The sequence below is a fragment of the Silicimonas algicola genome, assembly GCF_003970735.1.
GTDB classification, from domain to species: Bacteria; Pseudomonadota; Alphaproteobacteria; order Rhodobacterales; family Rhodobacteraceae; genus Silicimonas; species Silicimonas algicola.
Map to the genome: position 1 here is coordinate 1,007,702 of NZ_CP034588.1, position 24,321 is coordinate 1,032,022.

The following is a 24,321-nucleotide window of genomic DNA, read 5'->3' on the forward strand; positions in this document are numbered from 1 at the left end:
CGATGTCTGACGCGGAACGATGCCTCCCGCAAGCTTGCCCGGACGTGCCCGTCGGTTATACCGGGAGAAACAGGGAGGAGCGCCAATGCGGATCGAAGGTGCGGGCGCGGTCGTGACGGGCGGGGCCTCGGGCCTTGGGGCCGCGACAGCGAAGCGTCTGGCGAAGGCGGGGGCAACGGTCACGCTTTTCGACCTGAACGCCGAGATGGGTGAGGAGCTGGCCGAGAGGATCGGCGGCCGCTTCGTGCGTGTGGACGTCACCGACGAGGCGCAGGTCGAGGCGAGTCTGGACGCGGCGGAAGCATTCTCCGGCGAGCAGCGCATCCTCGTCTCCTGTGCCGGCATCGGGCCACCCGCCAAGGTGATCTCGCGCGAAGGCAAGGCGCTTCCGTTGGCCGAGTTCTCGAAGATCGTGAACGTGAACCTCCTCGGCACCTTCAACGTGCTGTCCAAGTTCGCGGCTCGTCTTCACGACGCCGATCCTGTGGGCGAGGAGCGGGGCGTGATCGTCGCCACCGCATCTGTCGCCGCCTATGACGGCCAGATCGGACAGCCGGCCTACGCCGCCTCCAAGGCTGGCATCGCAGGTATGACGCTGCCGCTGGCGCGAGAGTTCGCACGCTACGGCATCCGCATGATGACCATCGCGCCGGGCTTGTTCCTGACGCCCCTTCTCGCCTCTCTGCCCGAGGAGGCGCAGACGTCGCTCGCCGCGCAGGTGCCCTTTCCGTCGCGGTTGGGAGAACCCGACGAATTCGCGCAACTGGTCGAGGCCATCGTCACGAACCCGATGCTGAACGGCGAAGTCATCCGACTGGACGGAGCGATCCGCATGGCGCCGAAGTGACCGAGGCCGAAACCATTGCCGAGCGGGTCGAGAGCTTTGTCCGCGGCATCGTTGTCCCCTTCGAACGCGATCCCCGGCGGGATCACCACGGGGCGCCCGCGCCAGAGCTGACCGAGGACCTGCGCGCGCTCGCCCGCGAGCATGGCGTGATGACGCCTCACATTCGCGCGGACGGAAGTCATCTGTCGCACCGCGATACCGCCACGGTTCTGATCGCCTCGGGGCTGTCGCCGCTCGGGCCTCTGGCCGTCAACACGGCCTCGCCCGACGAAGGAAACATGTTCCTTCTGGGCGCCATCGGCAGCGCCGACATCAAGGCGCGGTTCCTGGCGCCGATGCTCGAGGGCCGCGTGCGCTCGGCCTTCTTCATGACCGAACCCTCCGCCGAGGGCGGTGCAGGGTCCGACCCGTCGATGATGAAGACTACCTGCCGGAAGGACGGCAACCACTGGGTGATCGAGGGGCGCAAGCGTTGGATCACGCAGGCCGCGCAGGCAGGCATCGGCATCGTCATGGCGAAGGCCGACGAGGGCGCCTGCATGTTCGTCATCGATCTGCCCGATCCGGCCGTGCGAATCGAAAGCGTGCCGAACACGATCGATAATTCCCTGCCCGGGGGACACTGCACAGTGGCGCTGGACGGCCTTCGCGTGCCAGCGGACCAGATGCTGGGGGCGCCGGGCGAGGGCTTTCGCTATGCGCAGGTCCGCCTTGCACCCGCGCGGCTGACGCATTGCATGAGATGGCTTGGCGCCTGCCTGCGGGCACAGGAGATTGCGACCGACTACGTCTGCCGGCGCGAGGCCTTCGGCAAGCGCCTGATCGACCACGAGGGCGTGGGCTTCATGCTGGCCGACAACATGATCGACCTGCGCCAGTGCGGACTGATGATCGACTGGTGCGCAGATGCGCTCGACCGGGGCGACGCGGCCATTGTCGAAAGCTCGATGACGAAGGTGGCGGTCAGCGAAGCGCTGATGCGGGTCGCCGACCGCTGCGTGCAGGTCATGGGCGCGACGGGCGTCTCTGACGAAACGGTCGTGGAACAGATCTTCCGCGAGGTCCGGGCCTTCCGCATCTATGATGGTCCCTCCGAGGTCCACCGCTGGTCGCTGGCGAAGAAGATCCGCCGCGACTGGGACAAGGCAAACGCCTAGGGCAAGGCAGAGGCCCAGACAGCGACGGCGCCGGCGATCCGAGCGGCATAGTCGGCGTGGGTGGCGCCCGTCTCGCGTTTGCGAGGCTTGAGGTCGTGGTCGCCATCTTCCATCCAGCGGACTTCGATAGCGGGGGACAGCGCATAGGTGTCGACCTCGTCCCGGCTGCCGAAGGGGTCGCGCGTGCCCTGGAAGATGAGCGTGGGCGTCACCATCGTCTCGAGATGCCCCGTTCGCAGTCGGTCGGGCTTTCCCGGCGGATGGAACGGATAGCCGAGGCAGACGAGGCCCGCCATCCCGCCAGAGGCTGACAGGTCGTTCGCGGCCATGCTTGCGACACGCCCACCCATGGATTTGCCGCCGATAAGGAGCTTGCCGGAAGCGTTGACCGCGTCGACGGCCTTCAGAACCTCGGGGATCAGCGTCTCGGCCCTGGGCGGCGGCTTGCGGCCGCCCGACCGTCGCGCGGCCATGTAGCCGAACTCGAAGCGCGCGACACGGAGCTCGGCAGCGGCGAAGGCATTGGCGAAAAGCGTCATGGCGGGGCTGTCCATCGCCGCGCCGGCGCCATGGGCGAAAAGCAGTGTAATGGGAGCCGTCTCGGGGCCGTCGCAGAGAAGTTCCATCGGTCTCGCCCAAGGGAGCTGTGCAACCGCGCCACTCCCGAACGTCGTCGGACGGCCGCCGGTTTGCGTTTCTTCATCCGATGTTATATGTTTTTTGCAATCAGAATAAAGACATATGGCAGGTAACTCGATGCTCCAACACCTCAGGCACGCCTGGGACGGATTTGTCCGTCCCATGCTGCGGCGACCGCCGCGGCTTCAGGTGGCCGCGTTGTGCTGGCGCACGGGCGATGCCGGGCGCGAAGTCCTGCTTGTGACCAGCCGCGGCACGGGGCGGTGGATCCTGCCCAAGGGCTGGCCGATCCCGGGCAAGGACGCGTCCGGCTCGGCGCTTCAGGAGGCGTGGGAGGAAGCCGGCGTCTCGGACGGCGACGCGCGGGATGAGGCGATCGGCCGGTACACCTATACCAAGACCTATGACGAAGGCTGGGGCGTCCCGGTCGAAACGCTGGTCTTCCCGGTCGAGGTGCGAAGCCTGGCCACATCCTTTCCCGAAGCGCACCAGCGCAGCCGCAGGTGGGTCAGCCCGGAAGAGGCCGCGAACCTGGTGCAGGAGCCCGAGTTGAAGTCGATCCTTCTCGCGCTCTGATCCCGCGCCGGTTGATCCGGCTTGCGTTCCCGACTAGTCATGGCCCCTACCTTTCGAGCGGGGTTAGACGATGGAAAGCAGGGACTTCGAGGCACGCCACCTCGAGACGCTGGACCGCGACCTGGGCCGGTTCTCGAACCTCGAGGTCGCGACGGCCTATGTCGCACGGCCCATGGTCGGAACCGGGGTCGCCCTGATCTTCGTGATCGTTGCCGGTCTCGCCGCCGCCCTTTTCTTCGGTCAGACGTCGAACACGCTGGTGGTCGTCGTGGCCGCCGTGTTCGGAGCCTACATGGCGCTGAACATCGGGGCGAACGACGTCGCCAACAACATGGGTCCGGCCGTGGGCGCGAACGCGCTGACCATGGGCGGCGCCATCGCCATCGCGGCGATCTTCGAAAGCGCCGGCGCGCTCCTCGCCGGGGGCGACGTCGTGTCGACCATCGCCAAGGGCATCATCGCGCCGGAAAGCATGGGGTCGCCCCAGGTCTTCGTCTGGGCGATGATGTCCGCACTTCTATCCTCGGCCCTCTGGGTCAACCTCGCGACCTGGGTCGGTGCGCCCGTATCGACGACGCACTCCGTCGTCGGCGGCGTCATGGGCGCGGGCATCGCTGCCGCGGGCTTCGGTGCGGTCAGTTGGGGCACCATGGGCGCCATCGCGGCGAGTTGGGTCGTCTCGCCGGTCCTCGGCGGCGCCGTGGCGGCGGGATTCCTGTGGTTCATCAAGTCGCGCATCGTCTACCGCGACGACAAGATCGCGGCGGCGCGGGTCTGGGTGCCGGTGCTGGTCGGCATCATGGCGGGAACCTTCGCGGCGTATCTGGCGCTGAAGGGCCTGAAGTCGCTCATCGACCTCTCGCTATCGGCGGCCTTGCTGATCGGCGTTGCTGTGGGCGTAGCCTTCTGGCTTGGCATGATCCCCGTGACCCGACGCCAGGCGCGGGGGCTCGAGAACCGCAACCGCTCGCTGAAGGTCCTGTTCGGCATCCCTCTTATCGTGTCCGCCGCCCTGCTGTCCTTCGCACACGGAGCAAACGACGTGGCCAACGCGGTCGGGCCTCTGGCGGCCATCGTGCAGGCCTCGGGCACGGGAGACTTCACCCACGCCGTCACGATCCCCGTCTGGGTGATGATCATCGGCGCCTTCGGCATCTCGTTCGGGCTGTTCCTCTTCGGGCCCAAGCTGATCCGCATGGTGGGAAGCCAGATCACCAAGCTGAACCCGGTCCGCGCCTATTGCGTCGTGTTGTCGGCGGCAATCACCGTCATCCTTGCAAGCTGGCTGGGGTTGCCCGTCAGTTCGACCCACATCGCGGTCGGAGCGGTCTTCGGTGTCGGTTTCTTCCGCGAGTGGCATTCCGAAAGGCGCATGCGCAAGATGCGCGTCGCCATGCCCGACCGCGCCGAGATCGCGCCCGAGGAACGGCGCCGCCGCAAGCTGGTGCGGCGCTCGCACTTCCTGACCATCATCGCCGCCTGGATCATCACGGTGCCGGCGGCGGCCATCCTGTCGGCTGTGATCTTCCATGGGATCGGCATCATCGCCGGGTAATCGGAGAGGGGAGGATGGTACCGCCTCCCTGGCTTGAACAGGGGACCTCTGGATCCACATTCCAGCGCTCTAACCAACTGAGCTAAGGCGGCACGACAGCTTCCCTAGCGCCCGTCGCCTTCGATTGCAAGACGCGAGATCAGCTTAGGTCGAGCTCCCATTCCTGTTCGACCACCGGTACGCCGAACGAGGTTTTCGGCTCGGAGCGGACCAGTGCAAAGCCGTTCCGGGCATAGAGCGCGCAGGCCGCACGGTGGCTTTCATGCGTCCAGAGGCGAAGTGCGTGATTCCCATTGTTGCGGGCGAAGGCCACGCATTCATCAAGCAGCCGCTGCCCCAGGCCCAGGCCCCGTGCGCGGGGCTCGAGAAGGAAGAGCCTCAGCTTCGCCACGCCGGGTTCGCCGGACCGGACGCAGAAGATCGAGCCCAATCGGCTGCCCTCATGCTCGGCGATCCAGGCGCGTTCCACCTGGGCGTCTCGGGTCCGGATATAGGTGGCGAGGATCTCGGCCACCAGCGCCTCGAAGGTGGCGTCGAAGCCCTCGTCGCGGGCGTAGAGTTCGCCGTGGCGCTGGACCAGCCAACCCGCGTCCCCGATGGCCAGGTCGCGCAGAGAGACATCCGCCGGGTCGATGCCCGCGAGCGAGCGATCCACGGCGGCGATGGCGGCGGCTACTTCCCCGGCCTCGGCGCCGCCGAGCCTGCGGGCGACTTCGGCGCGCGAGCGTTCCTTGAGTGGCTCGAAGGCGGCGCGGCCGGCGTCCAGCGGCACGATCACGCGGCGGCGGGCGTCGTCGCGCGGGGTCTGCTTGCGGACCCAGCCTCGCCGCACGAAACGGTCGACGAGGCGGCTGAGATACCCTTCGTCGAGATCCAGCCGGGTCGCGAGGTCGCGTAGGCTGACCGGACCGTCCTCGCAGAGCTCATAAAGGACGCGCACCTGGGTGACGGTCATGTCGGAGGAAAGGTAGTCGCGTTCGAGAAGCCCCATCCTTGCGGTGTAGCTTCGGTTGAAGGCGCGAATCCGGTCTATGGCGTCGAGTGTCATGGCTCGACGATGATCAGAACGCTTGACTGAGTCAAGCGAATGGCGCTTGCCGGGCGTTCGGCCTCGCGCTACCTGCCGCGCGGAACGGAGACAGCGACATGGGCATCAACAAGGAAAGCAACGTCGAGGCGAACCTCCAGATCGGGCCGACAAGTCTCGGCATGGTCCGGCTCTACATCGAGGGGAACGGCATCCAGATCCCGATGGATTTCGAGCCTGAAGAGGCCGAGGAAATCGCTGACGAGATCCGCGCCGCCGCCGCCAAGGCGAGGGCGCAGGGGGACACCTCCGCTAGAGGCCCCAGGAAACGCTGAACCCCGGATCACGGACCGCGTGCCACCTGAGCGCGGCGTGGCGCGCGAACTTCTGCACCATCACCTTCCGTCGCGCCCCTGCGAGTTTCGTCTCGGGCGCCATGCGGATGATCTCGGCATCGTACTGGTCGGCGATGATGAGACCCGTGCCGTCCGGCAGCAGGTCGGTCGGAAAGGCCTCGTCCACCGCCCAGAAATACCGGTCGCACCATTCGAGGTAATTGTGCCACTTGCCGTCGGAGGTGAAGTCGGTTCGGCAGGACTTGCATTCGACGATCCAGACTTCTCCACGGGGACCAAGAGCCATGATGTCGACGCGCAGTCCAGGCGCGGGCGTCAGCTCCTCGACCGTCACGAAATCGTGGCTGACGAGGTGGCGGCACACACCTCGCGCAAGAAGCTGTCCGGGTTTCATCTGAAGATCGTCAGGCATGCCCTCAAGTGTGAACAAAAGGTAAACAGTTGACAAGCCCCAAGGAGCCCCTTGCCGGATGCGCGCGTGACGCCTACATCTCGGCCGTGGCGGGTACTGCCCTTCCCGTGCCGGGGTCAAATTCCGGTGGCCTTAAATACTTCCGAGGGAGCTGGCTCTGACCGGACCGTGGTCCGGCTACCTGGTGCCCACCTGTGAAAACGGGTCCTCGGGAATTTAGTTGCCCCTACGGTTGCGGTGGTCCCGTCACTTTTATCCTGCCGGCCCGGCCCCATATAAAGCGGACCCGTCGGGAGATTTTACATGGACGACAGGAAGATGAGCGAGGCGGAGGCCCGCGCGGCCCGCGACGCGAAAGCGCTCGAGGGCCATCTCGGCTGGCTCGACACCTTCACCGGCACGGCGCTCGGTGTGCTTGCGGCGGCGTCGGGCATCTACACCTACCTGGGCGTCCGAGGCCTCCTCGACGACACGGGCGCTCTGACGACCTTCGCGGCGCTCGCCTATTCGGTCGCGGTGTCGGTCGGCATCTTCGTCTTCTGGTCATACATGATGCGCCTTCTCCCTGCTGTGCGCGGCGCGTCGGCTCGGATGGGTCTTCTCTTGTCGATGGCGCTTGGATGCGTCGCAATCGTGGCGATGTCGTCCTGGCTGAATGCGGCGGCGCTGGCCGGCGCGGCTGCGGTCGAGCAGCACCTTGCGCGGACGGTGCAGGACTACCAGGCCTCGCTCGAGCGCGCCCACGCCATTGCGGTCTCGGGGCAAGGCCTCAGCCGCGACGTCGAGCGCGTCCGGACGTCCTTCGAGGATCTCAGCGCACAGGAGGCTACGGGCGACCTGTCTGGCGTCGCCGGCCGGGGCGCGGTTTTCCGGGTCCTGACCCAGAAGGCCGATGAGTTGGAGGCGCTGGAAGCCCAGATCGTGGCGCAGGAACCCCTGGTCGAGGCCGCATTTCAGCAGGGCAACGAGATCCTGTCGCGGATGCGCGGCCTGACGGTCGAGCCGGGGCCGGTCGAGGCGCGTTCAGTGGAGTTCTCGGAAGAGGCCGTGCGCCTTGCAGGGATCGTCACACAGCTTCGTCAACTGTCGGTGGCACCCCTGGTCGAGAGGGCGGCGCAGGATCTGTCGGCCACCGTCGTCATGCCGAGGCTGGATGGCGCCACCGACGACATCCGCACCGGACAGGCCGAGACGATCACCAGCGTCCTGGACGTTCTGGGGCAGCGTGCCGAAACCCTGCGCGCCGCGTCCGCCGAGGTCATGGCGATGGAGCAGCCGCAGGAGACGGTCTACACCCCCGTTTCCACAGCCGACGCCGTGATCCGCTATGCCGGCAACTTCATCCCGTCCTGGGCCGGCGCCATCGCCATTGACCTTCTGCCGGCGGTTCTCGTCTTCATCCTGACCATCGTTCAATCGGCGATCCGGGCGGGCCGGGACCGTGTTAGCGTCGAGGATACGCTGACGCTTGCGGAACTGCGCGCCGCCCTTCGCGCCGCGCGGGATGTCGAGGACGTGCTGAACCACACCGACGACCCGCCCGCGCGGCCCGCGGCGCCACCTGTTCCGATCCGGACGAAACCCGAATGAGGGAACTGACCGTCTCGCGCAGCCTTAGGTGGCTTCTGGGCTTCCAGGCGTTCATAGCTCTTGCCCTCGTCGTCGGCGATCTCGGTGGAGCCTATACGGGGTCCCCCTTCCGCTCGGCCGACGCGCCCTCCCTCGAGCAACCGATACGGCCCGGCGACCAGCGCCGGCAGTACGATCCCTCTGCCGTTCCGGGCGATCCCGCGCGACGCGAAGCCATGCCGGGCGGCGAGACCTATCCCGACCGTCTGTCCATCCTGCCCGAGGGGGAGCGCCTGACGCTGCGCGGAACCATTGCCGCCGGTGACGGCGCGCGGGTCGCCGAGGCGCTTGCCGCCCGCAGCATCGAGGCCGTGACGCTCGACAGCCCCGGCGGATCGGTCATGGACGCGCTCGAGATCGGACGCGCCATCCGCGAGGCCGACGCCTCGAGCGCTATCGCGTCCGGAGGCGTCTGCTTTTCGGCCTGTCCCTACATGCTTGCGGGCGGCGTCACGCGCGACGTGCCGAGGTCATCCCGCGTTGGGGTCCATCAGTATTACTTCGGCGAGAATTCCCTTCTGCCCGCCTTCATGGCGGTCGAGGACGTGCAGCGGGGGCAGGGGATGGTGATGGCCTTCCTCGAGGAGATGGGCGTCGACCCTCTGCTGATGCAGCACGCACTGACGACGCCGCCCGAGGAGATCTATGTCCTCATCCCCGAAGAACTGGAGCGCTATCGTCTGGCCTTCGGTGGGTGAGGCTCAGTCCTCGGGGTCGGCCATCAGCATGACGCGGACGCCGAACTGCACCCCCGCGAAGACGATGCCGTTGAAGAACGACAGCAGCAGGAACGCAAGCCAGCCCCCTTCGACCGTGTCGATCAGATGGCGCAGGTTGCCGATGTTCAGCACCACGAGCGCCATGCTGAACAGGATCCCAAGCGCCAGCCCCAGCAGCGTCTCGCGGACGTAGAGGCGGACGAGCGGCGGCATCATTCGGAGGACGTGCGGTCGCGGCGGCGCAGCTTGTGAAAGCCGGTGCGGTTGCGCTGGACGAATTCCTCGATCAGGGGCGACAGACCGTGCTGGATGCCCTTGAGCCAGAGAAAACCCGAGAAGGAACCGATGAACGCTCCGCAGGCGTCGACGATCAGATCCGACATGGTATCGACGAGGCCGCTCTTCTGCATGTTGAGGCCAAACGACTGGTCCATGGCGAACTCAAAGATTTCCCACATCGTCCCGATGGTCACGGCGAAGGAGAAGGCAAAGAGGGCAAGCGCCCAAGGCGGTGCTGCGTAGAGATCGCCCTGGAACAGGTAGAAGACGAACAGGAAGCCGACAATCCCGAAGCCCACGGCCGAGATGCCGTGCAGCACAAGGTCCCACCACCAGAATCGCTCGTAGAAGTCGAAGACCTCGCCCAGGAAGAGCGTCGAGAACACGAAGATCGAGATCGCCGCCATGAAGGGGAGGGGGAGCCGAATTTTGTAGCGTTCCGCAAAGGTGACCGGCAGGACGGTCAGAAGAAGTGCCGCAATCGACACGATGGTGTTGGTCCAGTGCAGGCTGAACAGACCCCAGGTTGCTGAGGCGACGAGCACGCCCCAGATAACCCAGGTGGTGTAGGGAATGTCCCTGCGGTCGATCATGGTTCAGATATGATACGCGAAAGCGAAAGGAAAAGGGCGGCATGACGTCCCTCACGCTGGCGACCTGGAATATACGGAAGTGCATCGGACTGGACCGTCGGCGGGATCCTCATCGCATAGCCTCGGTGATCGCCAGTCTCGAGGCCGACGTCGTGGCGCTTCAGGAAGCCGACAAGCGCCTCGGGCGGCGTCCGGCTGCGCTGACCACCGACATCGTCGAGCGCGAGATCGGCATGGAGCCCGCCGACGCGGGCGGCCACGACTGCTCGATCGGCTGGCATGGCAACGCGATCCTTCTGGCACCGCACCTGAAGGTCGCGGCACGCCATTCTATCCACCTGCCGGGGATCGAACCTCGCGGGGCGCTGGCGATCGACGTGTCCGGCAAGGGGAAGAGCCTTCGCATCGTTGCGGTCCACCTCGGACTGATGCGATCGTCGCGTCGACAGCAGCTTGCCACGATCCGCACGCGTCTCGAGGCGATGGACGAGATGCCGACCGTCATCATGGGCGACTTCAACGAGTGGTCGACCGAGCACGGGCTCGAAGCGCTGACGGGTTTCGAGGTCCACTCCCCCGGTCGGACCTATCACTCTTCGCGTCCCGTCGCGGCCCTGGACCGGTTTGCCCTGAACGGCGGCGTGACGCTGACCGACGCCTCGGTGATCGAGAACCGCGTGACCCGCGTCGCTTCGGATCACCTTCCGATCAAGGCGCGGGTGCGCTTCTGAAGTCTCACACGACGACCTCGATCTCGTCCTGAGCGCCCACGCCGAAGACGCGCTTGTAGCGCGCGATCTCGTCCTCGGGGCCCATGGCCTTGCGCGGGTTGTCGGACAGCTTGACGGTGGGGCGGCCATTCGCGCTGACCGCCTTGCAGACGAGGCTGAACGGCGCCAGCCCGTCGCCCGGCACGAGGCCGCGGAAGTCGTTCGTCAGCATCGTGCCCCAGCCGAAGCTGACGCGCGCCCGTCCCGCGAACCGGTCGTGAAGCTCGACGATCTTTTCGACGTCGAGGCCGTCCGAGAAGATGATGAGCTTGCGGCGCGGATCCTCGCCGCGCGCCTTCCACCAGGCGATGGCGGTCTCGGCGCCCTCGGCGGGGTCACCGGAATCGATACGTATGCCGGTCCATCCCGCCAGCCAGTCGGGGGCGTTCTTCAGGAACTGCACCGTACCGTAGGTGTCGGGAAGGATGATGCGCAGGTTGCCATCATGCTCTTCGTGCCAGTCGGCCAGGACCTTGTAGGGAGCTTGCGCCAGTTCCTCGTCGCTGTCGGCCAGCGCCGAATAGACCATCGGAAGCTCGTGCGCGTTCGTGCCGATGGCCTCGAGATCGCGGTTCTTGGCGATGAGGCAATTCGACGTGCCGATGAACGCCTGTCCCAGACCCTCTTGCAGCGCCTGCACGCACCAATCCTGCCACAGGAAGCTGTGTCGCCGCCGCGTGCCGAAGTCCGCCAGCTTGAGGGCGTCGATGGCGCGCAGACGCTCGACCTTTTCCCATGTCCTCGTCATGGCGCGGGCGTAGAGGACCTGAAGCTCGAATTTTCCGAGGTCCTTCAGCACTGCGCGGGACCGCAGCTCCATCAGGACAGCCAGGGCCGGGATCTCCCACATCATCACTTCGGGCCAGGCGCCTTCGAAGGTAAGCTCGAACTGGCCATCCTTCTTCTCCAGCTCATAGGGCGGCAGGCGCAGGCCCTCGAACCACTCCATGAAGTCGGGGCGGAACATCTGTCGTTTGCCGTAGAAGGTGTTGCCGCGCAACCAGGTCGACTCTCCCCGGCTCAGCGATAGCGAGCGAATGTGGTCGAGCTGTTCGCGCAGCTCGCCTTCGTCGACGAGCTCGGCAAGGCGGACGTCCTTGGTTCTGTTGATGAGGCTGAAGGTGACGCGCGTGTCGGACCGGTTGCGGAACACCGATTGGCACATGAGAAGCTTGTAGAAGTCGGTGTCGATCAGGGAGCGGACGATCGGGTCGATCTTCCACTTGTGGTTCCAGACGCGCGCGGCGATGTCGACCATGTCCGAGCCTCCCTTGACGCGCTTGTGTGCCAAGGAAGTCAGGGTGTTGTCCAGCACCGCAGGCCCCTGGCGGCTATTTCAGCTTGCCACCGCCGTAACTGTCGTCGGTCACGCCCGCAGGCGGCGCCGGCCGCGCGACAGGCGATTGTCCTTTGCCGGCGCGACCGCCGTTCACGATCCATGCGATCCCCTCGCGGATCGGGTGATGCTCGGTCGATCCGTCGTAGACGACGCCGCAATTGACGGCGTGGACCGTCGAGGGGTTGTCAAGGTTCGGCCCCGGCGGACGCGGCGCAAAGGTCGCGCGGCAGCCCTGCGTGTCCGAGGAAAAGGCGCCGATGGCGAGCCCGTACTGGAACATCGCCACGACGAACTCGGCGCTGGTCCCGAACTGCGGCGCGTAATAGCCGGGCGGGTTCGTCATGTTTCGATAGACGTACGAGATCTGCGCCCCTTCGTTGATCTTCTGGGTCGGCATTCCCCACTGAGCGACGAAACGCTTTTCGGTGGTCTGACCCGGAACGACGCTGGCCAGCATCGCCTCGCGGACCTGTGGATGATCGGCGACGGCGGTGTTCCAGGCCTGCCCGCCACAGCCGGCGAGGGCCAGGGCGGCGAGGAGAAGGAGACGGCGCATGAGGAGCCCCTTTGTGTTCCAGCCGCCCCGGTTTATCTCTGGATCACAAAGAACCCGTTACCGGAGACAGCCCATGCGCCGCCTCGCCGCCCCGGCCCTTGTGGCCATCCTCGCGCTTCCCGCCGCCGCAGCCGAGGTGCGGCCCTGCGACGACAGCTATGCCTCGCGCGCGGAAGCCATCGCCGAACCCTGGGAGGACAACACCCGCACCTTCGCGAGCGGTGCGGTGCGCATCGCGCTGATGGACACGGTGGAGCCCGCCGCCGCGCCCTTCCACCTGATGATCGTCTCGCCGCCCTACGACGAGCTTGGGATCCGTCAGTGCCGCCTCGTGTCGTTCGACGGCACGATGGGCTACGCGTCGATGTCGCTTGAAGGTCTCGAAACCGACTACGATCCTGCGACGGGTCTGCGGCTTGGCGTTCCGATGCGGGTCTACAATCCCGACACGACGATGTTCGACGAGGGGATCCTCGAGGTCGTTCTCGATCAGGCGACGGGAGAGATCGCGGCCGAGGACTTCGGTTCGTGATCCTCGGCATCGGGACCGATCTCTGCAACATCGAGCGGATCGAACGCACGCTCGAGCGCTTCGGGGACAGGTTCCGGAACCGATGCTTCACCGAGATCGAGCAGAGGAAGGCCGAGCGCCGCCGCGACACCGCGGGCACCTATGCCAAGAGGTGGGCGGCGAAGGAAGCCTGCTCCAAGGCGCTTGGGACCGGCCTGCGCATGGGGATCGCCTGGCGTGACATGGCCGTATCTAACCTGCGGACCGGTCAGCCGGTGATGACCGTGACGGGCTGGGCGCGTGAGCGTCTGGCCGAGATGACGCCGGCGGGCCACGAGGCGATCATCCACGTCACCCTGACCGACGACCACCCTTGGGCACAGGCCTTCGTCGTGATCGAGGCGCGTCCCCTCAGCGGCTGATCGCGCCTGCCAGCGTCAAGGCTGCGACGGCAAGGAACAGCCCGCCCGTGATGCGCCCCGTCAGGATCGTGGCGCCGGGCGAGCCGAGAAGCCAGCCCCTGATCCGCCCCGCCGCCACCGCGATCCCGCCATAGACGGCAAGTTGCGTCGCCGCCACCATGGCGCCGATGACCAGCCCCTGCCGCCAGAGCGCGCCATATTCGGGCCGGACGAACTGCGGGAAGACCGAGGCGACGAAGATATAGGCCTTCGGATTCAGGAGGGCGGTCACCGCACCCTGCCGGAATGCGCGTCCGCCTGCCGCCCGCGTGTCCTCCGCCGCGACCGTTATCGCAGACCGGACGAGGGAGATCCCGATCCAGGCGAGATAAAGCGCGCCCGCGACCAGCATCGCAGACAGGACGGCAGGAGGCAGCGACAGCACGATCGCGACCGAAACGGCGCCCCAAAGCGTGTGGACGGCACCGGCCGCCATGATGCCCGCGACGGCCGACAGTCCCCCGCGCACGCCGCGGGTCAGCGACTGCGACAGGACGAGAAGCATATCCATGCCGGGTACGACGACGATCCCGAAGATCAGGAGCCAGAAGATTGCAAGGCTGTGGGCGTAGGTCATGTCAGTTGGCTCCTTGCATTCTTCCATCGCAGCGGGGCGAATTCCGTTGAGATCGATGTCATTCGGCCGTCCCTTAGCAGGGTCGAACTGACAACGGCCTGTCAGTAGAGGGAGGCGCCCTTGCGAAAGATGACGCGGCTGTTCGAGATCGTGCAGATGCTGGCGGCGGCCCGGCGTCCGATGACGGGAGCCGATCTCGCCGAGCGGCTGGAGGTCACGCCGCGCACGGTTTACCGCGACGTGGCCGCGCTTCAGGCGATGCGCATCCCGATAGAGGGCGAGCGCGGCTACCGCGACGAGACAGGGCGGACGACGGATCGCGTCCTGCGACCCTTTGCGCTGGTCTATTTCTCCGAGACGGCCAACCTCGTCGCCTGGTGCGAGTTGCGCCAGGCGATCCGCCACTTCCGGCCCGATCGCGTCACCGACGCCCGCCTTGCCGGCGGCCATTTCCGCGGAGACGGCGCCCGCCTGCGCAAGCTCTGGACCGAGGGTTGGACCCAGGGTCCAACTTGACACTCTCCGGCCCACCACCCATGAAACGCGAAGCTAGCAGAGGCAGGACCAGCATGAGCGGCGGCGAGACCGAGGGATCCCTGATGGACGGGGTCGTCGAGACCATCAAGACGGTGGTCTACGCGCTTCTGATCGCGGGGGTTTTCCGGACGCTGTTCTTCCAGCCGTTCTGGATCCCGTCAGGGTCGATGAAGGACACGCTGCTGATCGGCGATTTTCTGTTCGTCAACAAGATGGCCTACGGCTATTCGCAGTTCTCCTGTCCCTTCGCGATGTGCCCCATCGAGGGCCGGATCATGGGCCAGATGCCCGAGCGCGGGGATGTTGTGGTCTTCCGCCACCCGGTCAACGGACAGGATTTCATCAAGCGCGTGATCGGCCTTCCCGGTGACACGATCCAGATGCAGTCGGGCCAGATCTTCCTGAACGGCAGTCCCGTGCCGCAGGTCGCCGACGGCCAGTTCGTCGAGACCTACGAGCGGCAAGGGCCGATCGGGTCCTATCCGCTTTGCCAGGAACGCGCACCGCGCGAGGGCGATGCCTGCACCAAGGACAAGGCCGTCGAGACGCTGCCGAACGGCGTGCAGCACTCGACGCTGGACGCCACCGCGGGACGTCTCGACAATACCGGCGTGTACACGGTGCCCGAGGGCGAGTTCTTCTTCATGGGCGACAACCGTGACAACTCGACCGACAGCCGGGTCCCGCAGGCCGCCGGAGGCGTAGGCTTCGTGCCTTTCGATCATCTGATCGGACGTGCCGACCGGGTCATGTTCTCTTCTGCCGGTCGCAGCCTTTTCTTCGTCTGGACCTGGCGGCCCGACCGGTTCTTCAAGCGGATCGACTGATGCGGCTCTCGGCCGAGCTCGAAGCCTTCCAGCGCCGCCTCGGCCACAGTTTCGCCCGACCCGACCTCCTGATCCGCGCTGTCACGCACTCCTCCATCTCGTCCGTCACGAGGCCCGACAACCAGAGGCTCGAGTTCCTGGGTGATCGGGTGCTGGGTCTCGTGATCGCCGAGGCGCTGATCGAGACCGACAGGGATGCTGCGGAAGGGGTGCTTGCGCCGCGCTACAACGCCCTTGTGCGGAAGGAGACCTGCGCCGATGTCGCCCGTCAGATCGACCTGGGCGCGGTGCTGAAGCTTGGTCGGTCCGAGACGATGTCGGGCGGACGGCGGAAAGAAGCGCTTCTCGGCGACGCGATGGAGGCGGTGATCGCCGCCGTCTACCGCGACGCGGGCTTCGAAGCAGCGCGCGATCTTGTCGTGCGGCTCTGGGGTGACCGGATCCGCACCGTAGAGACGGACGCGCGCGACCCCAAGACATCGCTTCAGGAATGGGCGCAGGCGCGCGGGCAGGTACCGCCGACCTATGCCGAAACCGCGCGGCAGGGGCCGGACCACGCGCCGGTGTTCACCGTCGAGGCGCGGCTCGCCACGGGCGAGAGCGAAAGCGCCAGCGCCTCCTCCAAACGCGCGGCGGAGCAGGATGCAGCGCGGAAGCTTCTGCAGCGGGTCGACCGCGGCGGGTGAGCGCCGGAGGGGCGCTGCCCCTCCGGACCTCCCCGGGATATTTGCGGACCGGCGAATTGGGGCCGGCTGGCGCGTTCAGCGCAACGTACTCGTTCGGGTCAGGCCAGGAAGTAGCGCGCGTGGATCGGCAGGAGGGCGGCGCCGATGGAGCGCGCGGCGCGGCCGACGCTGGCTTCGCGGATGTCGGGCGTGGCGATGCCCGTGCGGTCGAGCGTTTCGAGGGTGCTTCGCGCCCGGGACACGAGAGCGGCGCGCACGGGGGCGGGCACGGCACCTTCGACCAGCACCGCCTCGACGTCGACGACTGCCGCGATCGAGGTGGCGGCGAGCGCCAGGTAGCGGCCGGTCGCGGCGATCCACTCGGAAAGGTGAGGTTCGAGCGCGCTCCAGTCGTCGGGACGGGTGCGCAGGACGCTGGCGTCGATGCCGGCCTCGGCCAGGCTCCGCTCGAGCACATGATTCGAGGCGACGTCCAGAAGCTGGGCCACGTCGCCCGTCCCATCGGGCACCAGAAGCGAGCCAAAGGCGCCCGCGTTGCCGTTTCGGCCCGAATAGACCTTGCCGTTCAGCACCAGACCGCCGCCGAGGAAGGCGCCGAGGAAGAAATAGGCGAAGTCGGCGTATTCGTGTCCGCGTCCGAGAAGATGCTCGGCGACGCAGGCCGAGGTCGCGTCGTTTTCGACCACGGTCTCCAGCCCCGTCGCCTCGCCCAGATAGGCGCCGATGGCGATGGTGCGCCACTCGTTCATCAGCTCTTCAGGGGCATCGACGTAGTCGAGCCAGTTCCACAACTCGTAGGGCATGGCGATGCCGAGACCGGCAAGGTGGGTGAGGTCGCCGGGGCGGTCGGCGAAGATCGCGCCGATCGCGTCGAGGACGAAGGCGCGCACGGCGTCGGGGGTGGGGTAGGAATAGGGTGTCATTCGCTCGGCGAGGACGGAGCCCGTGAAGTCGACGAGGACCATCTCGGCCGCACGCCGGCCGATGTTGAGACCAAGCGACGTGACGCCGCCAGGTTCCAGCGCCATCGGCACCGACGGCTTGCCGACCTTGCCCTTGATGGACATGCCGCGCCGGACAAGGCCCTCGGCTTCGAGCGCACGCACGATGTTCGAAACCGTCTGTGCGGACAGCCCGGAACGCCGCGCGATTTCGGCGCTCGGAAGCTCGCCATGACGACGGATAAATGACAGCACGACCCTCGCGTTCTGATCGCGCAGGCCTGACTGATTTGCGCCGCTCCCAGAGACGCGTATAAATGTTTCGTTGGTTGTCAAGGGCTTGACCCTCCCATGATCACCGAGAATGCTGCGCGCTGCGTGCGTCTGTCAATTAATAAATCAAATTGATTTACTTATTGACCCGACCCGGCGTTGCGGTGTAGCAACGATTCCGCAGCCGTCCCCAACCGGACGGTGGGTAATTTCTGGGAGGACCACATGAAAAAAATTCTGATTGGCACGGCGCTTGCATCGCTCGCCATGGCGGGGTCGGCAATGGCCGCCGCCCACGGCGGGGCGACCGTCTGCCTCATCACCAAGACCGACACCAACCCCTTCTTCGTCAAGATGAAGGAAGGCGCCCAAGCCAAGGCCGAAGAACTCGGCATGACGCTGAAGTCCTTCGCCGGCAAGATCGACGGCGACCACGAGACCCAGGTCCAGGCCATCGAGACCTGCATCGCCGACGGCGCGAAGGGCATCCTTCTGACCGCGTCGGATACCTCGTCCATCGTTCCCGCCGTCCAGCAGGCACGCGACGCGGGCATCCTCGTGATCGCGCTCGACACGCCGCTCTCGCCGATCGACGCCGCCGACGCCACCTTCGCGACGGACAACTACAAGGCCGGTCTGCTGATCGGCCAGTGGGCGAAGGGCAAGATGGGCGATGCCGCGACCGATGCCAAGATCGCGACACTCGACCTCAACGTCAGCCAGCCGACCGTCGATGTTCTGCGGAACCAGGGCTTCCTCGATGGCTTCGGCGTCGAGCTGAACAACCCCGACGTCATCGGTGACGAAGAGGATCCGCGTCTCGTCGGCTCCGACGTGACCGACGGCAACCAGGAGGGTGGCCGCCGCGCGATGGAGAACCTCCTCGCGAAGGACCCGACGATCAACGTCGTCCACACCATCAACGAGCCCGCCGCCGCCGGCGCCTATGAGGCGCTTAAGTCGGTCGGTCGCGAGAATGATGTGCTGGTCGTTTCGGTTGACGGCGGATGCCCCGGCATCGCGGACGTCGAGGCCGGCGTCATCGGCGCGACCAGCCAGCAGTATCCGCTGCTGATGGCCTCGCTTGGCGTCGAGGCCATCGCCAAATGGGCCGACGAGGGCGTTAAGCCCGAGCCGACCGAAGGCAAGGACTTCTTCGACACCGGCGTCGCGCTGGTGACCGACGAACCCGTCGAAGGCGTCGAGTCGATCTCGGTCGCCGAAGGCAAGGAACTTTGCTGGGGCTGATGCCCCCGCGCAGGGAGGCGGGTCGCCCGCCTCCCTTTCGTTGATTTTTCCAGGTCATCGCGGTTAGGCTTTCACGCGCGGCAGGTGCTGCCGTGGGGAGGGGAGATCCATGGCTGACACAACGGCAAGATCCGACAACTACGAAGGCGCGCTGAACCGTTCCGAAGCGGTCGCCGAGTTCCACGACGCTCGCCACGCGACGCTGATGGGCAAGGTGCAACACATCCTGCACATGAATCCGTCGCTGGTTCCGCTGTTCGTGCTCGTGCTGGCGATCGTGACCTTTGGGCTCCTTCTTGGATCGAAGTTCTTCTCGCCCTTCGCGCTGACACTGATTCTCCAGCAGGTGCAGATCGTCGGTATCGTCGCGGCGGCGCAATCCATCGTGATTCTGACTGCAGGCATCGACCTCAGCGTCGGCGCGATCATGGTGTTCTCGTCTGTCGTGATGGGCCAGTTCACCTTCCGCTACGGGATTCCCGCGCCGGTCTCGATCCTCGCCGGCCTTGCCGTCGGAACCGCGATCGGCGCGCTGAACGGCTGGCTGGTGGCCAAGGTGAAGCTGCCGCCTTTCATCGTCACGCTCGGGATGTGGCAGATCGTGCTGGCGACGAACTTCCTCTATTCCAAGAACGAGACGATCCGCGCCCAGGACATCGAAGCCCAGGCGCCGCTCCTTCAGCTCTTCGGCGCCAAGTTCAACGTGGGAGGCGCAGTCTTCACCGTGGGCGTCGTCTTCATGCTTGCGCTGATTTTTGTCCTCGCCTACGTCCTGCGCCACACCGCCTGGGGGCGCCACGTCTATGCTGTCGGCGACGACAAGGAGGCGGCCGAGCTGTCCGGCGTCAACACCAACAAGGTGCTGATCCAGGTCTATGCCCTGTCGGGACTGATCTGCGCCTTCGCTGGCTGGGCCTTGATCGGCCGGATCGGGGCGGTTTCGCCGACCAGCGGACAGTTGGCCAACATCGAAAGCATCACCGCCGTTGTGATCGGGGGGATCTCGCTGTTCGGCGGGCGCGGCTCGATCCTGGGCAGTCTTTTTGGGGCACTGATCGTGGGCGTGTTCACGCTGGGACTCAGGCTTCTCGGGGCCGACGCGCAGTGGACCTTCCTGCTTATCGGCATTCTCATCATCGCCGCCGTCGCGGCCGACCAGTGGATCAGAAAGGTGTCGGGCTGATGGAACCCATTCTCAAGGGCCGGAACCTCGTCAAGCATTACGGCCGCGTCACGGCGCTGGACCACTGTGACTTCGACCTCATGCCGGGCGAAATCCTGGCGGTGATCGGCGACAACGGGGCAGGCAAGTCGACCCTGATCAAGGCCATCTCCGGCGCAGTGGTGCCGGACGAGGGCGACATCTGGCTCGACGGCCAGAAGGTGAGTTTCACCTCGCCCATAGACGGACGGAAGGCCGGGATCGAGACCGTGTACCAGACGCTGGCGATGTCGCCCGCGCTGTCGATCGCCGACAACATGTTCATGGGTCGCGAGATCCGGGCCGAGGGAATCATGGGCAAGTGGTTCCGCAAGCTCGACCGGAAGAAGATGGAGGACTTCGCGCGCCAGAAGCTCTCCGACCTGGGCCTGATGACGATCCAGAACATCAACCAGGCGGTCGAGACGCTGTCGGGCGGCCAGCGGCAGGGCGTCGCCGTGGCGCGCGCCGCCGCCTTCGGGTCGAAGGTCATCATCCTCGACGAACCCACGGCGGCGCTCGGCGTCAAGGAGTCGCGCCGCGTGCTGGAACTGATCCTCGACGTGCGCTCGCGCGGCATCCCGATCATCCTGATCTCGCACAACATGCCGCACGTCTTCGAAGTGGCGGACCGCATCCACATCCACCGCCTCGGGCGTCGGCTTTGCGTCATCGACCCGAAAGACTACACGATGTCGGACGCGGTGGCTTTCATGACCGGCGCAAAGGTGCCTGAGGCTGTCGCGGCCTAGGACGTGGCTTGGTCGCCGTTTCGTGCCATGACGAAACCAGTCGGCCTTTATTGTTATCGGGCTCAGGCCGTTGGTCTAGCTTGACGACATGAGTCGACTTCGGACGTCGCACGCCTTTGGGTGGGCTTCCAAACTTCGTGCTTTAGTTGGCGGCTGCTGGCAGCGGCAGGGTCCGCGTCGCAGCTTTAAAATAATTGACAGTGAATTTCGGATTGAACTCGAGTCGCTGTTGAGGCGTGGCGAAATCCAGAGGTTCGAAAAACTCGCGCGGCACCGCTGCGACCTTTACGGCATGCGAGGGAACGCCGCTTGGCAACGTCGCGTTGCTAGAGCGCAGTTGAAGGAGAATTCCGGCTTCGCGGACATATACCTCTACCACAGAGACGGATTCATCCGAGAGGAGGCACTCCGTTCAATCGAAGTTCTGGACGGCCCAATTGCCGCATTCGGGCTTCTTGCGCGCCTGAACGACTGGGTACCCGAAGTGCGCGACGCGGCGAGTGCCACCCTAGCAAGATGTTTTTCTACGTCGTCCGGGGACGTTCTGGCGCCGGCGGTCTGGGCGTTCCTGACCAAAAGACATCTGTGGAATAGATGGAGTGGTGGTTACGAGCCATTCGTCGAGGACGTTGTGAAGCATTGTGGCTTGGTCGATGCATTGTCAGTTATGTTGCTCGGCGTCAGCCGCAAAGGCGCAAGCCGCGTGTTTCGAGTTCTAAGTCGAAGCCCCGCTTTCGACACGCACCTGACGGCAATAGCGTCAGATGCACACGAACCTCATCTTCGCGCAGCCGCTCTCACGTGCCTTTCCAAGGCGCGTGTCATCTGGCCACTTGCCATTCGCAAGAAGGTGTGGATGGACGGGCCGATGGGAAAACCTGTTTGGCGTGAGGCGTTTGGAAGCCGGCCCTTGACGGCTGAACCTGACTTGATCGCGGCAATCGCCAATGGTCTTTGCGATCGATCTGTCCTCGTGAGAAATGCAGCAATAGACGCGCTTATATTACATCGTGACAATGCAAAATTCCGGCCGCTTATCGCGAAAAGCATCAAAGAACCGGAAGCAGAACCACGGCCTTCCACAAGAATGCGGCTTCAGTATCTGGCAAGGCAAGTGACCTTGGATTGACCACGTCCGCCGATCAGCCTTGCCCGCGGCCTAGGCGAAGCCGAAGAGCAGCAGGACGAGCGGGATCGTCGCCACGGCGGCGAGGGTCTGGAGTGTGACGAGGCCTGCCATCAGTGTCCCGTCGCCGCCCAGTTGCTTGGTCAGGACATAGGCGGTGGGCGCGGTCGGGATGGCCGAGAAGACCACGAGTACCAGCGCCTCGGTACTGTCGAGACCGAACGCCTTGCCCACGACCAGCGCGAGAAGCGGCATGGCGAGAAGCCTCAGCGCGCTGTTGAAGGCCAGCACGCCGATCTCTTGCCGCACCGCCTGGGGCCGCAGCGCCGCGCCGACGCAGAGAAGGCCGAGGGGAAGGCTGGCCTGCGCCACGAGGCCGAGAAATCTCCCGATCCCCCAAGGCAATCCGATCCCCGCCGCCGCGATGGCGAGACCCGCGAGGCAGGCGAGGATCAGGGGATTGCGAAGTACCGTCTTCGCCAGACCGATGGCCTTACGCTCCGTACCGCGTTCGGTAAGGGCGAGGATCGACAGCACGTTCACCAAGGGGACGGTGATGGCGAGATAGACCGCTGCTCTCTCCACCCCCGCGGCACCCGCCAAGGCCGTCGTCGTGGCGAGGCCGAGGTAGGTGTTGAACCGGATCACGCCTTGCAGACCCGGCCCGAAGCGTGCCGAGGGGACGGGCCTGACCCGCCGCGCGATCCAGAATGCAAAGGTGGCGACAAGGACCGTCGCCACGCCCGCCAGACCCAACCGAAGTATCTGCGGGTCCCGTATCGGAGCTTCGGCGAGGCTCGACACCAGAAGGGCAGGGAACAGCAGGAAATAGTTCAGCCGTTCCGCCGCCGGCCAGAATCCGGTGTCGGGAAACCTGTTGCGCGACAGAACATAGCCGAGGCAGATCAGGGCGAAGAGGGGCCAGATCGTGAAGACAAGCAAGCCGCTCTCCCTGGCGCACCTCCAGTATCCTGCACACCTAGCATCAGGCGGGGGCGGGGGGCCACCGGCATTCCGGCCAGAGGTGTGCTAGGGTACAACGAACGTGTCTTGAGCCGCGCGGGAAAGGATCAGCCATGCGACGTGTCGTCTTCTCATTCCTTCTGGCCTTTTCTGCCGAGGCCGCAAGGGCGCAGGTGCCGCCGTCCGCAGGAGACATCGCAGGCTATGGCGGGCTCTTTGCCGCCGCGCACAACGGCGACGTGAGTGCGATCCGTCGGCTCGTTGCGGAGGGCGCGGACCTCGAAGCCCGTGACGCCAAGGGCCGTACAGCCGCACATGTCGTGGCCTTCGCCTCCCATGACGACGCCCTCCATGCCTTGGCCGAAACCGGCGCCGACATGAACGCGCTCGAGGGCGACGCCTATGACGTCGTGACCATCGCCGCCGTGGCGGACGATCCCGAGCTGATGTCGCTCGCGATCGAACTCGGCAACGAACCCGGGCTCGTCACCAGCCCGTACGACGGCACGGCGCTCATCGCGGCGGCTCACCTCGGACATGTCGAGGTCGTGCGCCGGCTCGTCGCCGCCGGCGCGCCGCTCGACCACGTCAACAACCTTCACTGGACGGCCGTCATGGAGTCCGTCGTGCTCGGCGACGGGGGCTCCGACCACCTCGCCGTGCTCGACGTGCTGCTCTCGGCCGGCGCGGACCGGACCCTTGCGGACCGAAACGGACTGACGCCGCTCGACCACGCAAAGAGGCTGGGCTTCGGTGCGATGGCGGCGCGGCTCGAGCGGACCGACTAGGCCGCCTGGCCGCCGCCCAGGTCCGGCTCGCCCTTCGCCTTCCGGGCGATAAAGCTGACGAAGGCTCGCACACGCTCGGCGATGAGGCGGTTGTCCGGATAGACGGCGTGAAGCGGCACCTCGCCCGCGCTCCACTCCGGCAGGACATGGACGAGGTCGCCCGCCCTGAGCAATTCACCGACAATGAAGGCCGGAAGCTGGCAGATGCCCGTCGCTTCGAGAGCGGCCGTCCGCAGTGCCCATCCCTCGTTCAGTTCGAGCCTCGGCAGGATCGGGACTTCGACCCGTTCTGGGCCCCGCGTCATGGTCCAGATGCGTCCCCGACGCAGGCTCGCGAAGTGCAGGAGGTCGTGATCGGCAAGGTCGGCGGGCGTCTCGGGCTGGCCGCGCCGCGCGATGTAGTCTGGGTGCGCGCAGGTCAGAAGGGGGGAGACGCCCAGCTTTCGGGTGATGAGGTTCGGCTCGACCGCGATCGTTCCGCGGATCGCGAGGTCGAGCCGGCGCTCGATCAGGTTGTGTGCCGCGTTCGACAGGTCGAGCTCGATGCGGATGCCGGGATGGCCCGCCAGGAACTCTGCGACCCAGGGCAGGAGGAACCTCTGCGCCAGGTCGGGCGGCGCGGTGATGCGCAGCCGACCCTCCGGCGCCGAATGCTCCGCCCGCGCCGCACGCTCGGCAAGGTCGACCCGCTCCGCTAGATCGCCGAGGCGGTCGCGATAGGCCTGACCTGCCGCTGTCATCCGGACGATGCGGGTGGAGCGATGGAACAGACGCAGGCCCAGCCGAGCCTCCAGATCGGCTACCTGCGCGCTCACCGTGGATCGTGTCAGACCAAGCGCCTCGGCGGCTCCGGTGAAGCTCTCGCGTTCGGCCACCGCAAGAAACGCCGCGACGCCGTGCAGGGGATCGACCGTCTTCATCTGTCAAGTCTTCCGGACAATGTTTCGGAATGCAGGCGGCTTATCGGAACGTTTCC

The 24,321-nt window shown here is 66.0% G+C and carries 29 protein-coding genes, 1 tRNA gene and 1 other RNA gene; 19 read left to right on the forward strand and 12 right to left on the reverse strand.

Annotation, left to right across the window (positions count from 1 at the left end):
* Positions 1-85 precede the first annotated feature (85 nt).
* Together EF888_RS05115 and EF888_RS05120 are read left to right on the forward strand one after the other, a co-directional pair.
* Positions 86-847 (forward strand): SDR family NAD(P)-dependent oxidoreductase, encoded by a 762-nt coding sequence (locus EF888_RS05115; RefSeq protein WP_109757756.1) that lies wholly within the window; start codon positions 86-88, stop codon positions 845-847.
* Positions 844-2,004: an acyl-CoA dehydrogenase family protein gene (locus tag EF888_RS05120; RefSeq protein ID WP_206508426.1), complete on the forward strand. Its 1,161-nt coding sequence runs from the start codon at positions 844-846 to the stop codon at positions 2,002-2,004. The genes EF888_RS05115 and EF888_RS05120 overlap by 4 nt, the downstream gene beginning before the upstream one ends.
* Here EF888_RS05120 and EF888_RS05125 read toward each other — a convergent pair.
* Positions 2,001-2,630 (reverse strand): alpha/beta hydrolase family protein, encoded by a 630-nt coding sequence (locus tag EF888_RS05125; RefSeq protein WP_109757757.1) that lies wholly within the window; start codon positions 2,628-2,630, stop codon positions 2,001-2,003. The two genes, EF888_RS05120 and EF888_RS05125, sit on opposite strands and share 4 nt — an antisense overlap.
* Positions 2,631-2,760: 130 nt before the next feature.
* On the opposite strand from EF888_RS05125, the gene EF888_RS05130 reads away from it, so the two are divergent.
* Together EF888_RS05130 and EF888_RS05135 are read left to right on the forward strand one after the other, a co-directional pair.
* Complete coding sequence (locus EF888_RS05130; protein ID WP_109757758.1) at positions 2,761-3,219, forward strand: NUDIX hydrolase; 459 nt, start codon at positions 2,761-2,763, stop codon at positions 3,217-3,219.
* 70 nt (positions 3,220-3,289) lie between these two features.
* A complete protein-coding gene (locus EF888_RS05135) occupies positions 3,290-4,774 on the forward strand; it encodes an inorganic phosphate transporter (protein WP_109757759.1) in 1,485 nt (494 codons plus the stop codon).
* A 15-nt stretch (positions 4,775-4,789) separates the two neighbouring features.
* Here the strand turns inward: EF888_RS05135 and EF888_RS05140 are convergent.
* Together EF888_RS05140 and EF888_RS22505 are read right to left on the reverse strand one after the other, a co-directional pair.
* A tRNA-His gene (locus tag EF888_RS05140) sits at positions 4,790-4,866 on the reverse strand.
* Positions 4,867-4,913: 47 nt separating this feature from the next.
* Positions 4,914-5,822, reverse strand: a complete 909-nt coding sequence (locus tag EF888_RS22505; protein ID WP_109757760.1) for a bifunctional helix-turn-helix transcriptional regulator/GNAT family N-acetyltransferase — start codon at positions 5,820-5,822, stop codon at positions 4,914-4,916.
* Between the two features lie 98 nt (positions 5,823-5,920).
* On the opposite strand from EF888_RS22505, the gene EF888_RS05150 reads away from it, so the two are divergent.
* Positions 5,921-6,136, forward strand: coding sequence for a DUF6324 family protein (locus tag EF888_RS05150; protein WP_109757761.1), 216 nt, complete (start codon positions 5,921-5,923; stop codon positions 6,134-6,136).
* On the opposite strand, the gene EF888_RS05155 is transcribed toward EF888_RS05150, so the two are convergent.
* Positions 6,114-6,569 carry an MmcB family DNA repair protein gene (locus EF888_RS05155; RefSeq protein ID WP_109757762.1) on the reverse strand — a complete coding sequence of 152 codons (456 nt, stop codon included), beginning with the start codon at positions 6,567-6,569 and terminating at the stop codon, positions 6,114-6,116. The two genes, EF888_RS05150 and EF888_RS05155, sit on opposite strands and share 23 nt — an antisense overlap.
* Positions 6,570-6,659: 90 nt before the next feature.
* Here EF888_RS05155 and ssrS point away from each other — a divergent pair.
* The 3 genes from ssrS to EF888_RS05165 all read left to right on the forward strand — a co-directional run bounded on the left by ssrS (position 6,660) and on the right by EF888_RS05165 (position 8,896).
* Positions 6,660-6,817, forward strand: a non-coding RNA gene (gene ssrS / locus EF888_RS22555) — 6S RNA.
* A 55-nt stretch (positions 6,818-6,872) separates the two neighbouring features.
* The gene (locus EF888_RS05160) at positions 6,873-8,159 is read left to right on the forward strand and encodes a hypothetical protein (RefSeq protein WP_241239803.1); all 1,287 of its coding nucleotides are present in this window, start codon (positions 6,873-6,875) and stop codon (positions 8,157-8,159) included.
* Complete coding sequence (locus EF888_RS05165) at positions 8,156-8,896, forward strand: COG3904 family protein (RefSeq protein ID WP_109757763.1); 741 nt, start codon at positions 8,156-8,158, stop codon at positions 8,894-8,896. The genes EF888_RS05160 and EF888_RS05165 overlap by 4 nt, the downstream gene beginning before the upstream one ends.
* 3 nt (positions 8,897-8,899) lie before the next feature.
* On the opposite strand, the gene EF888_RS05170 is transcribed toward EF888_RS05165, so the two are convergent.
* Together EF888_RS05170 and EF888_RS05175 are read right to left on the reverse strand one after the other, a co-directional pair.
* On the reverse strand, positions 8,900-9,130 hold the full coding sequence (locus EF888_RS05170; protein WP_206508428.1) for a hypothetical protein: 231 nt from the start codon (positions 9,128-9,130) through the stop codon (positions 8,900-8,902).
* The gene (locus EF888_RS05175) at positions 9,130-9,789 is read right to left on the reverse strand and encodes a DUF2238 domain-containing protein (RefSeq protein WP_109757765.1); all 660 of its coding nucleotides are present in this window, start codon (positions 9,787-9,789) and stop codon (positions 9,130-9,132) included. The genes EF888_RS05170 and EF888_RS05175 overlap by 1 nt, the downstream gene beginning before the upstream one ends.
* 41 nt (positions 9,790-9,830) lie before the next feature.
* On the opposite strand from EF888_RS05175, the gene EF888_RS05180 reads away from it, so the two are divergent.
* Positions 9,831-10,520 (forward strand): endonuclease/exonuclease/phosphatase family protein, encoded by a 690-nt coding sequence (locus tag EF888_RS05180; protein ID WP_109757766.1) that lies wholly within the window; start codon positions 9,831-9,833, stop codon positions 10,518-10,520.
* Between the two features lie 4 nt (positions 10,521-10,524).
* Here EF888_RS05180 and pncB read toward each other — a convergent pair whose 3' ends face one another.
* Positions 10,525-11,817, reverse strand: a complete 1,293-nt coding sequence (gene pncB / locus EF888_RS05185; protein ID WP_109757767.1) for a nicotinate phosphoribosyltransferase — start codon at positions 11,815-11,817, stop codon at positions 10,525-10,527.
* Between the two features lie 73 nt (positions 11,818-11,890).
* Positions 11,891-12,454, reverse strand: coding sequence for a hypothetical protein (locus EF888_RS05190; protein WP_109757768.1), 564 nt, complete (start codon positions 12,452-12,454; stop codon positions 11,891-11,893).
* Positions 12,455-12,527: 73 nt separating this feature from the next.
* Between EF888_RS05190 and EF888_RS05195 the strand changes: the two genes are divergently transcribed.
* Both EF888_RS05195 and acpS read left to right on the forward strand, forming a co-directional pair.
* Positions 12,528-12,986, forward strand: a complete 459-nt coding sequence (locus EF888_RS05195; RefSeq protein ID WP_109757769.1) for a hypothetical protein — start codon at positions 12,528-12,530, stop codon at positions 12,984-12,986.
* A complete protein-coding gene (gene acpS, locus EF888_RS05200; protein ID WP_109757770.1) occupies positions 12,983-13,387 on the forward strand; it encodes a holo-ACP synthase in 405 nt (134 codons plus the stop codon). Before EF888_RS05195 ends, acpS begins: the two co-directional genes overlap by 4 nt.
* Here acpS and EF888_RS05205 read toward each other — a convergent pair.
* The gene (locus tag EF888_RS05205; RefSeq protein WP_109757771.1) at positions 13,377-14,003 is read right to left on the reverse strand and encodes a LysE family translocator; all 627 of its coding nucleotides are present in this window, start codon (positions 14,001-14,003) and stop codon (positions 13,377-13,379) included. The genes acpS and EF888_RS05205 overlap by 11 nt on opposite strands.
* A gap of 129 nt (positions 14,004-14,132) precedes the next feature.
* On the opposite strand from EF888_RS05205, the gene EF888_RS05210 reads away from it, so the two are divergent.
* Genes EF888_RS05210 through rnc form a run of 3 tightly spaced genes read left to right on the forward strand, consistent with a single transcriptional unit; the run spans position 14,133 to position 16,053 of the window.
* Positions 14,133-14,519: a helix-turn-helix transcriptional regulator gene (locus EF888_RS05210; protein WP_241239880.1), complete on the forward strand. Its 387-nt coding sequence runs from the start codon at positions 14,133-14,135 to the stop codon at positions 14,517-14,519.
* A gap of 53 nt (positions 14,520-14,572) precedes the next feature.
* Positions 14,573-15,367: a signal peptidase I gene (gene lepB / locus EF888_RS05215; protein WP_109757773.1), complete on the forward strand. Its 795-nt coding sequence runs from the start codon at positions 14,573-14,575 to the stop codon at positions 15,365-15,367.
* Positions 15,367-16,053, forward strand: a complete 687-nt coding sequence (gene rnc, locus EF888_RS05220; RefSeq protein ID WP_109757774.1) for a ribonuclease III — start codon at positions 15,367-15,369, stop codon at positions 16,051-16,053. The genes lepB and rnc overlap by 1 nt, the downstream gene beginning before the upstream one ends.
* 98 nt (positions 16,054-16,151) lie before the next feature.
* Here the strand turns inward: rnc and EF888_RS05225 are convergent, their stop codons facing one another.
* Positions 16,152-17,249, reverse strand: coding sequence for an ROK family transcriptional regulator (locus EF888_RS05225; protein ID WP_126918498.1), 1,098 nt, complete (start codon positions 17,247-17,249; stop codon positions 16,152-16,154).
* 243 nt (positions 17,250-17,492) lie between these two features.
* Between EF888_RS05225 and EF888_RS05230 the strand changes: the two genes are divergently transcribed.
* The 4 genes from EF888_RS05230 (at position 17,493) to EF888_RS05245 (ending at position 21,597) form a co-directional block, all read left to right on the forward strand.
* Positions 17,493-18,515 (forward strand): sugar ABC transporter substrate-binding protein, encoded by a 1,023-nt coding sequence (locus EF888_RS05230; protein ID WP_109757776.1) that lies wholly within the window; start codon positions 17,493-17,495, stop codon positions 18,513-18,515.
* A gap of 109 nt (positions 18,516-18,624) precedes the next feature.
* Positions 18,625-19,698: an ABC transporter permease gene (locus tag EF888_RS05235; RefSeq protein ID WP_109757777.1), complete on the forward strand. Its 1,074-nt coding sequence runs from the start codon at positions 18,625-18,627 to the stop codon at positions 19,696-19,698.
* Positions 19,698-20,468, forward strand: coding sequence for an ATP-binding cassette domain-containing protein (locus EF888_RS05240; RefSeq protein WP_109757778.1), 771 nt, complete (start codon positions 19,698-19,700; stop codon positions 20,466-20,468). The genes EF888_RS05235 and EF888_RS05240 overlap by 1 nt, the downstream gene beginning before the upstream one ends.
* An 88-nt stretch (positions 20,469-20,556) precedes the next feature.
* The gene (locus tag EF888_RS05245) at positions 20,557-21,597 is read left to right on the forward strand and encodes a hypothetical protein (RefSeq protein ID WP_109757779.1); all 1,041 of its coding nucleotides are present in this window, start codon (positions 20,557-20,559) and stop codon (positions 21,595-21,597) included.
* A gap of 30 nt (positions 21,598-21,627) precedes the next feature.
* On the opposite strand, the gene EF888_RS05250 is transcribed toward EF888_RS05245, so the two are convergent.
* Positions 21,628-22,536, reverse strand: coding sequence for an AEC family transporter (locus EF888_RS05250; RefSeq protein WP_109757780.1), 909 nt, complete (start codon positions 22,534-22,536; stop codon positions 21,628-21,630).
* Positions 22,537-22,670: 134 nt separating this feature from the next.
* Between EF888_RS05250 and EF888_RS05255 the strand changes: the two genes are divergently transcribed.
* The gene (locus tag EF888_RS05255) at positions 22,671-23,345 is read left to right on the forward strand and encodes an ankyrin repeat domain-containing protein (protein WP_109757781.1); all 675 of its coding nucleotides are present in this window, start codon (positions 22,671-22,673) and stop codon (positions 23,343-23,345) included.
* On the opposite strand, the gene EF888_RS05260 is transcribed toward EF888_RS05255, so the two are convergent.
* A complete protein-coding gene (locus tag EF888_RS05260) occupies positions 23,342-24,265 on the reverse strand; it encodes a LysR family transcriptional regulator (RefSeq protein ID WP_109757782.1) in 924 nt (307 codons plus the stop codon). The genes EF888_RS05255 and EF888_RS05260 overlap by 4 nt on opposite strands.
* Positions 24,266-24,321 lie beyond the last annotated feature (56 nt).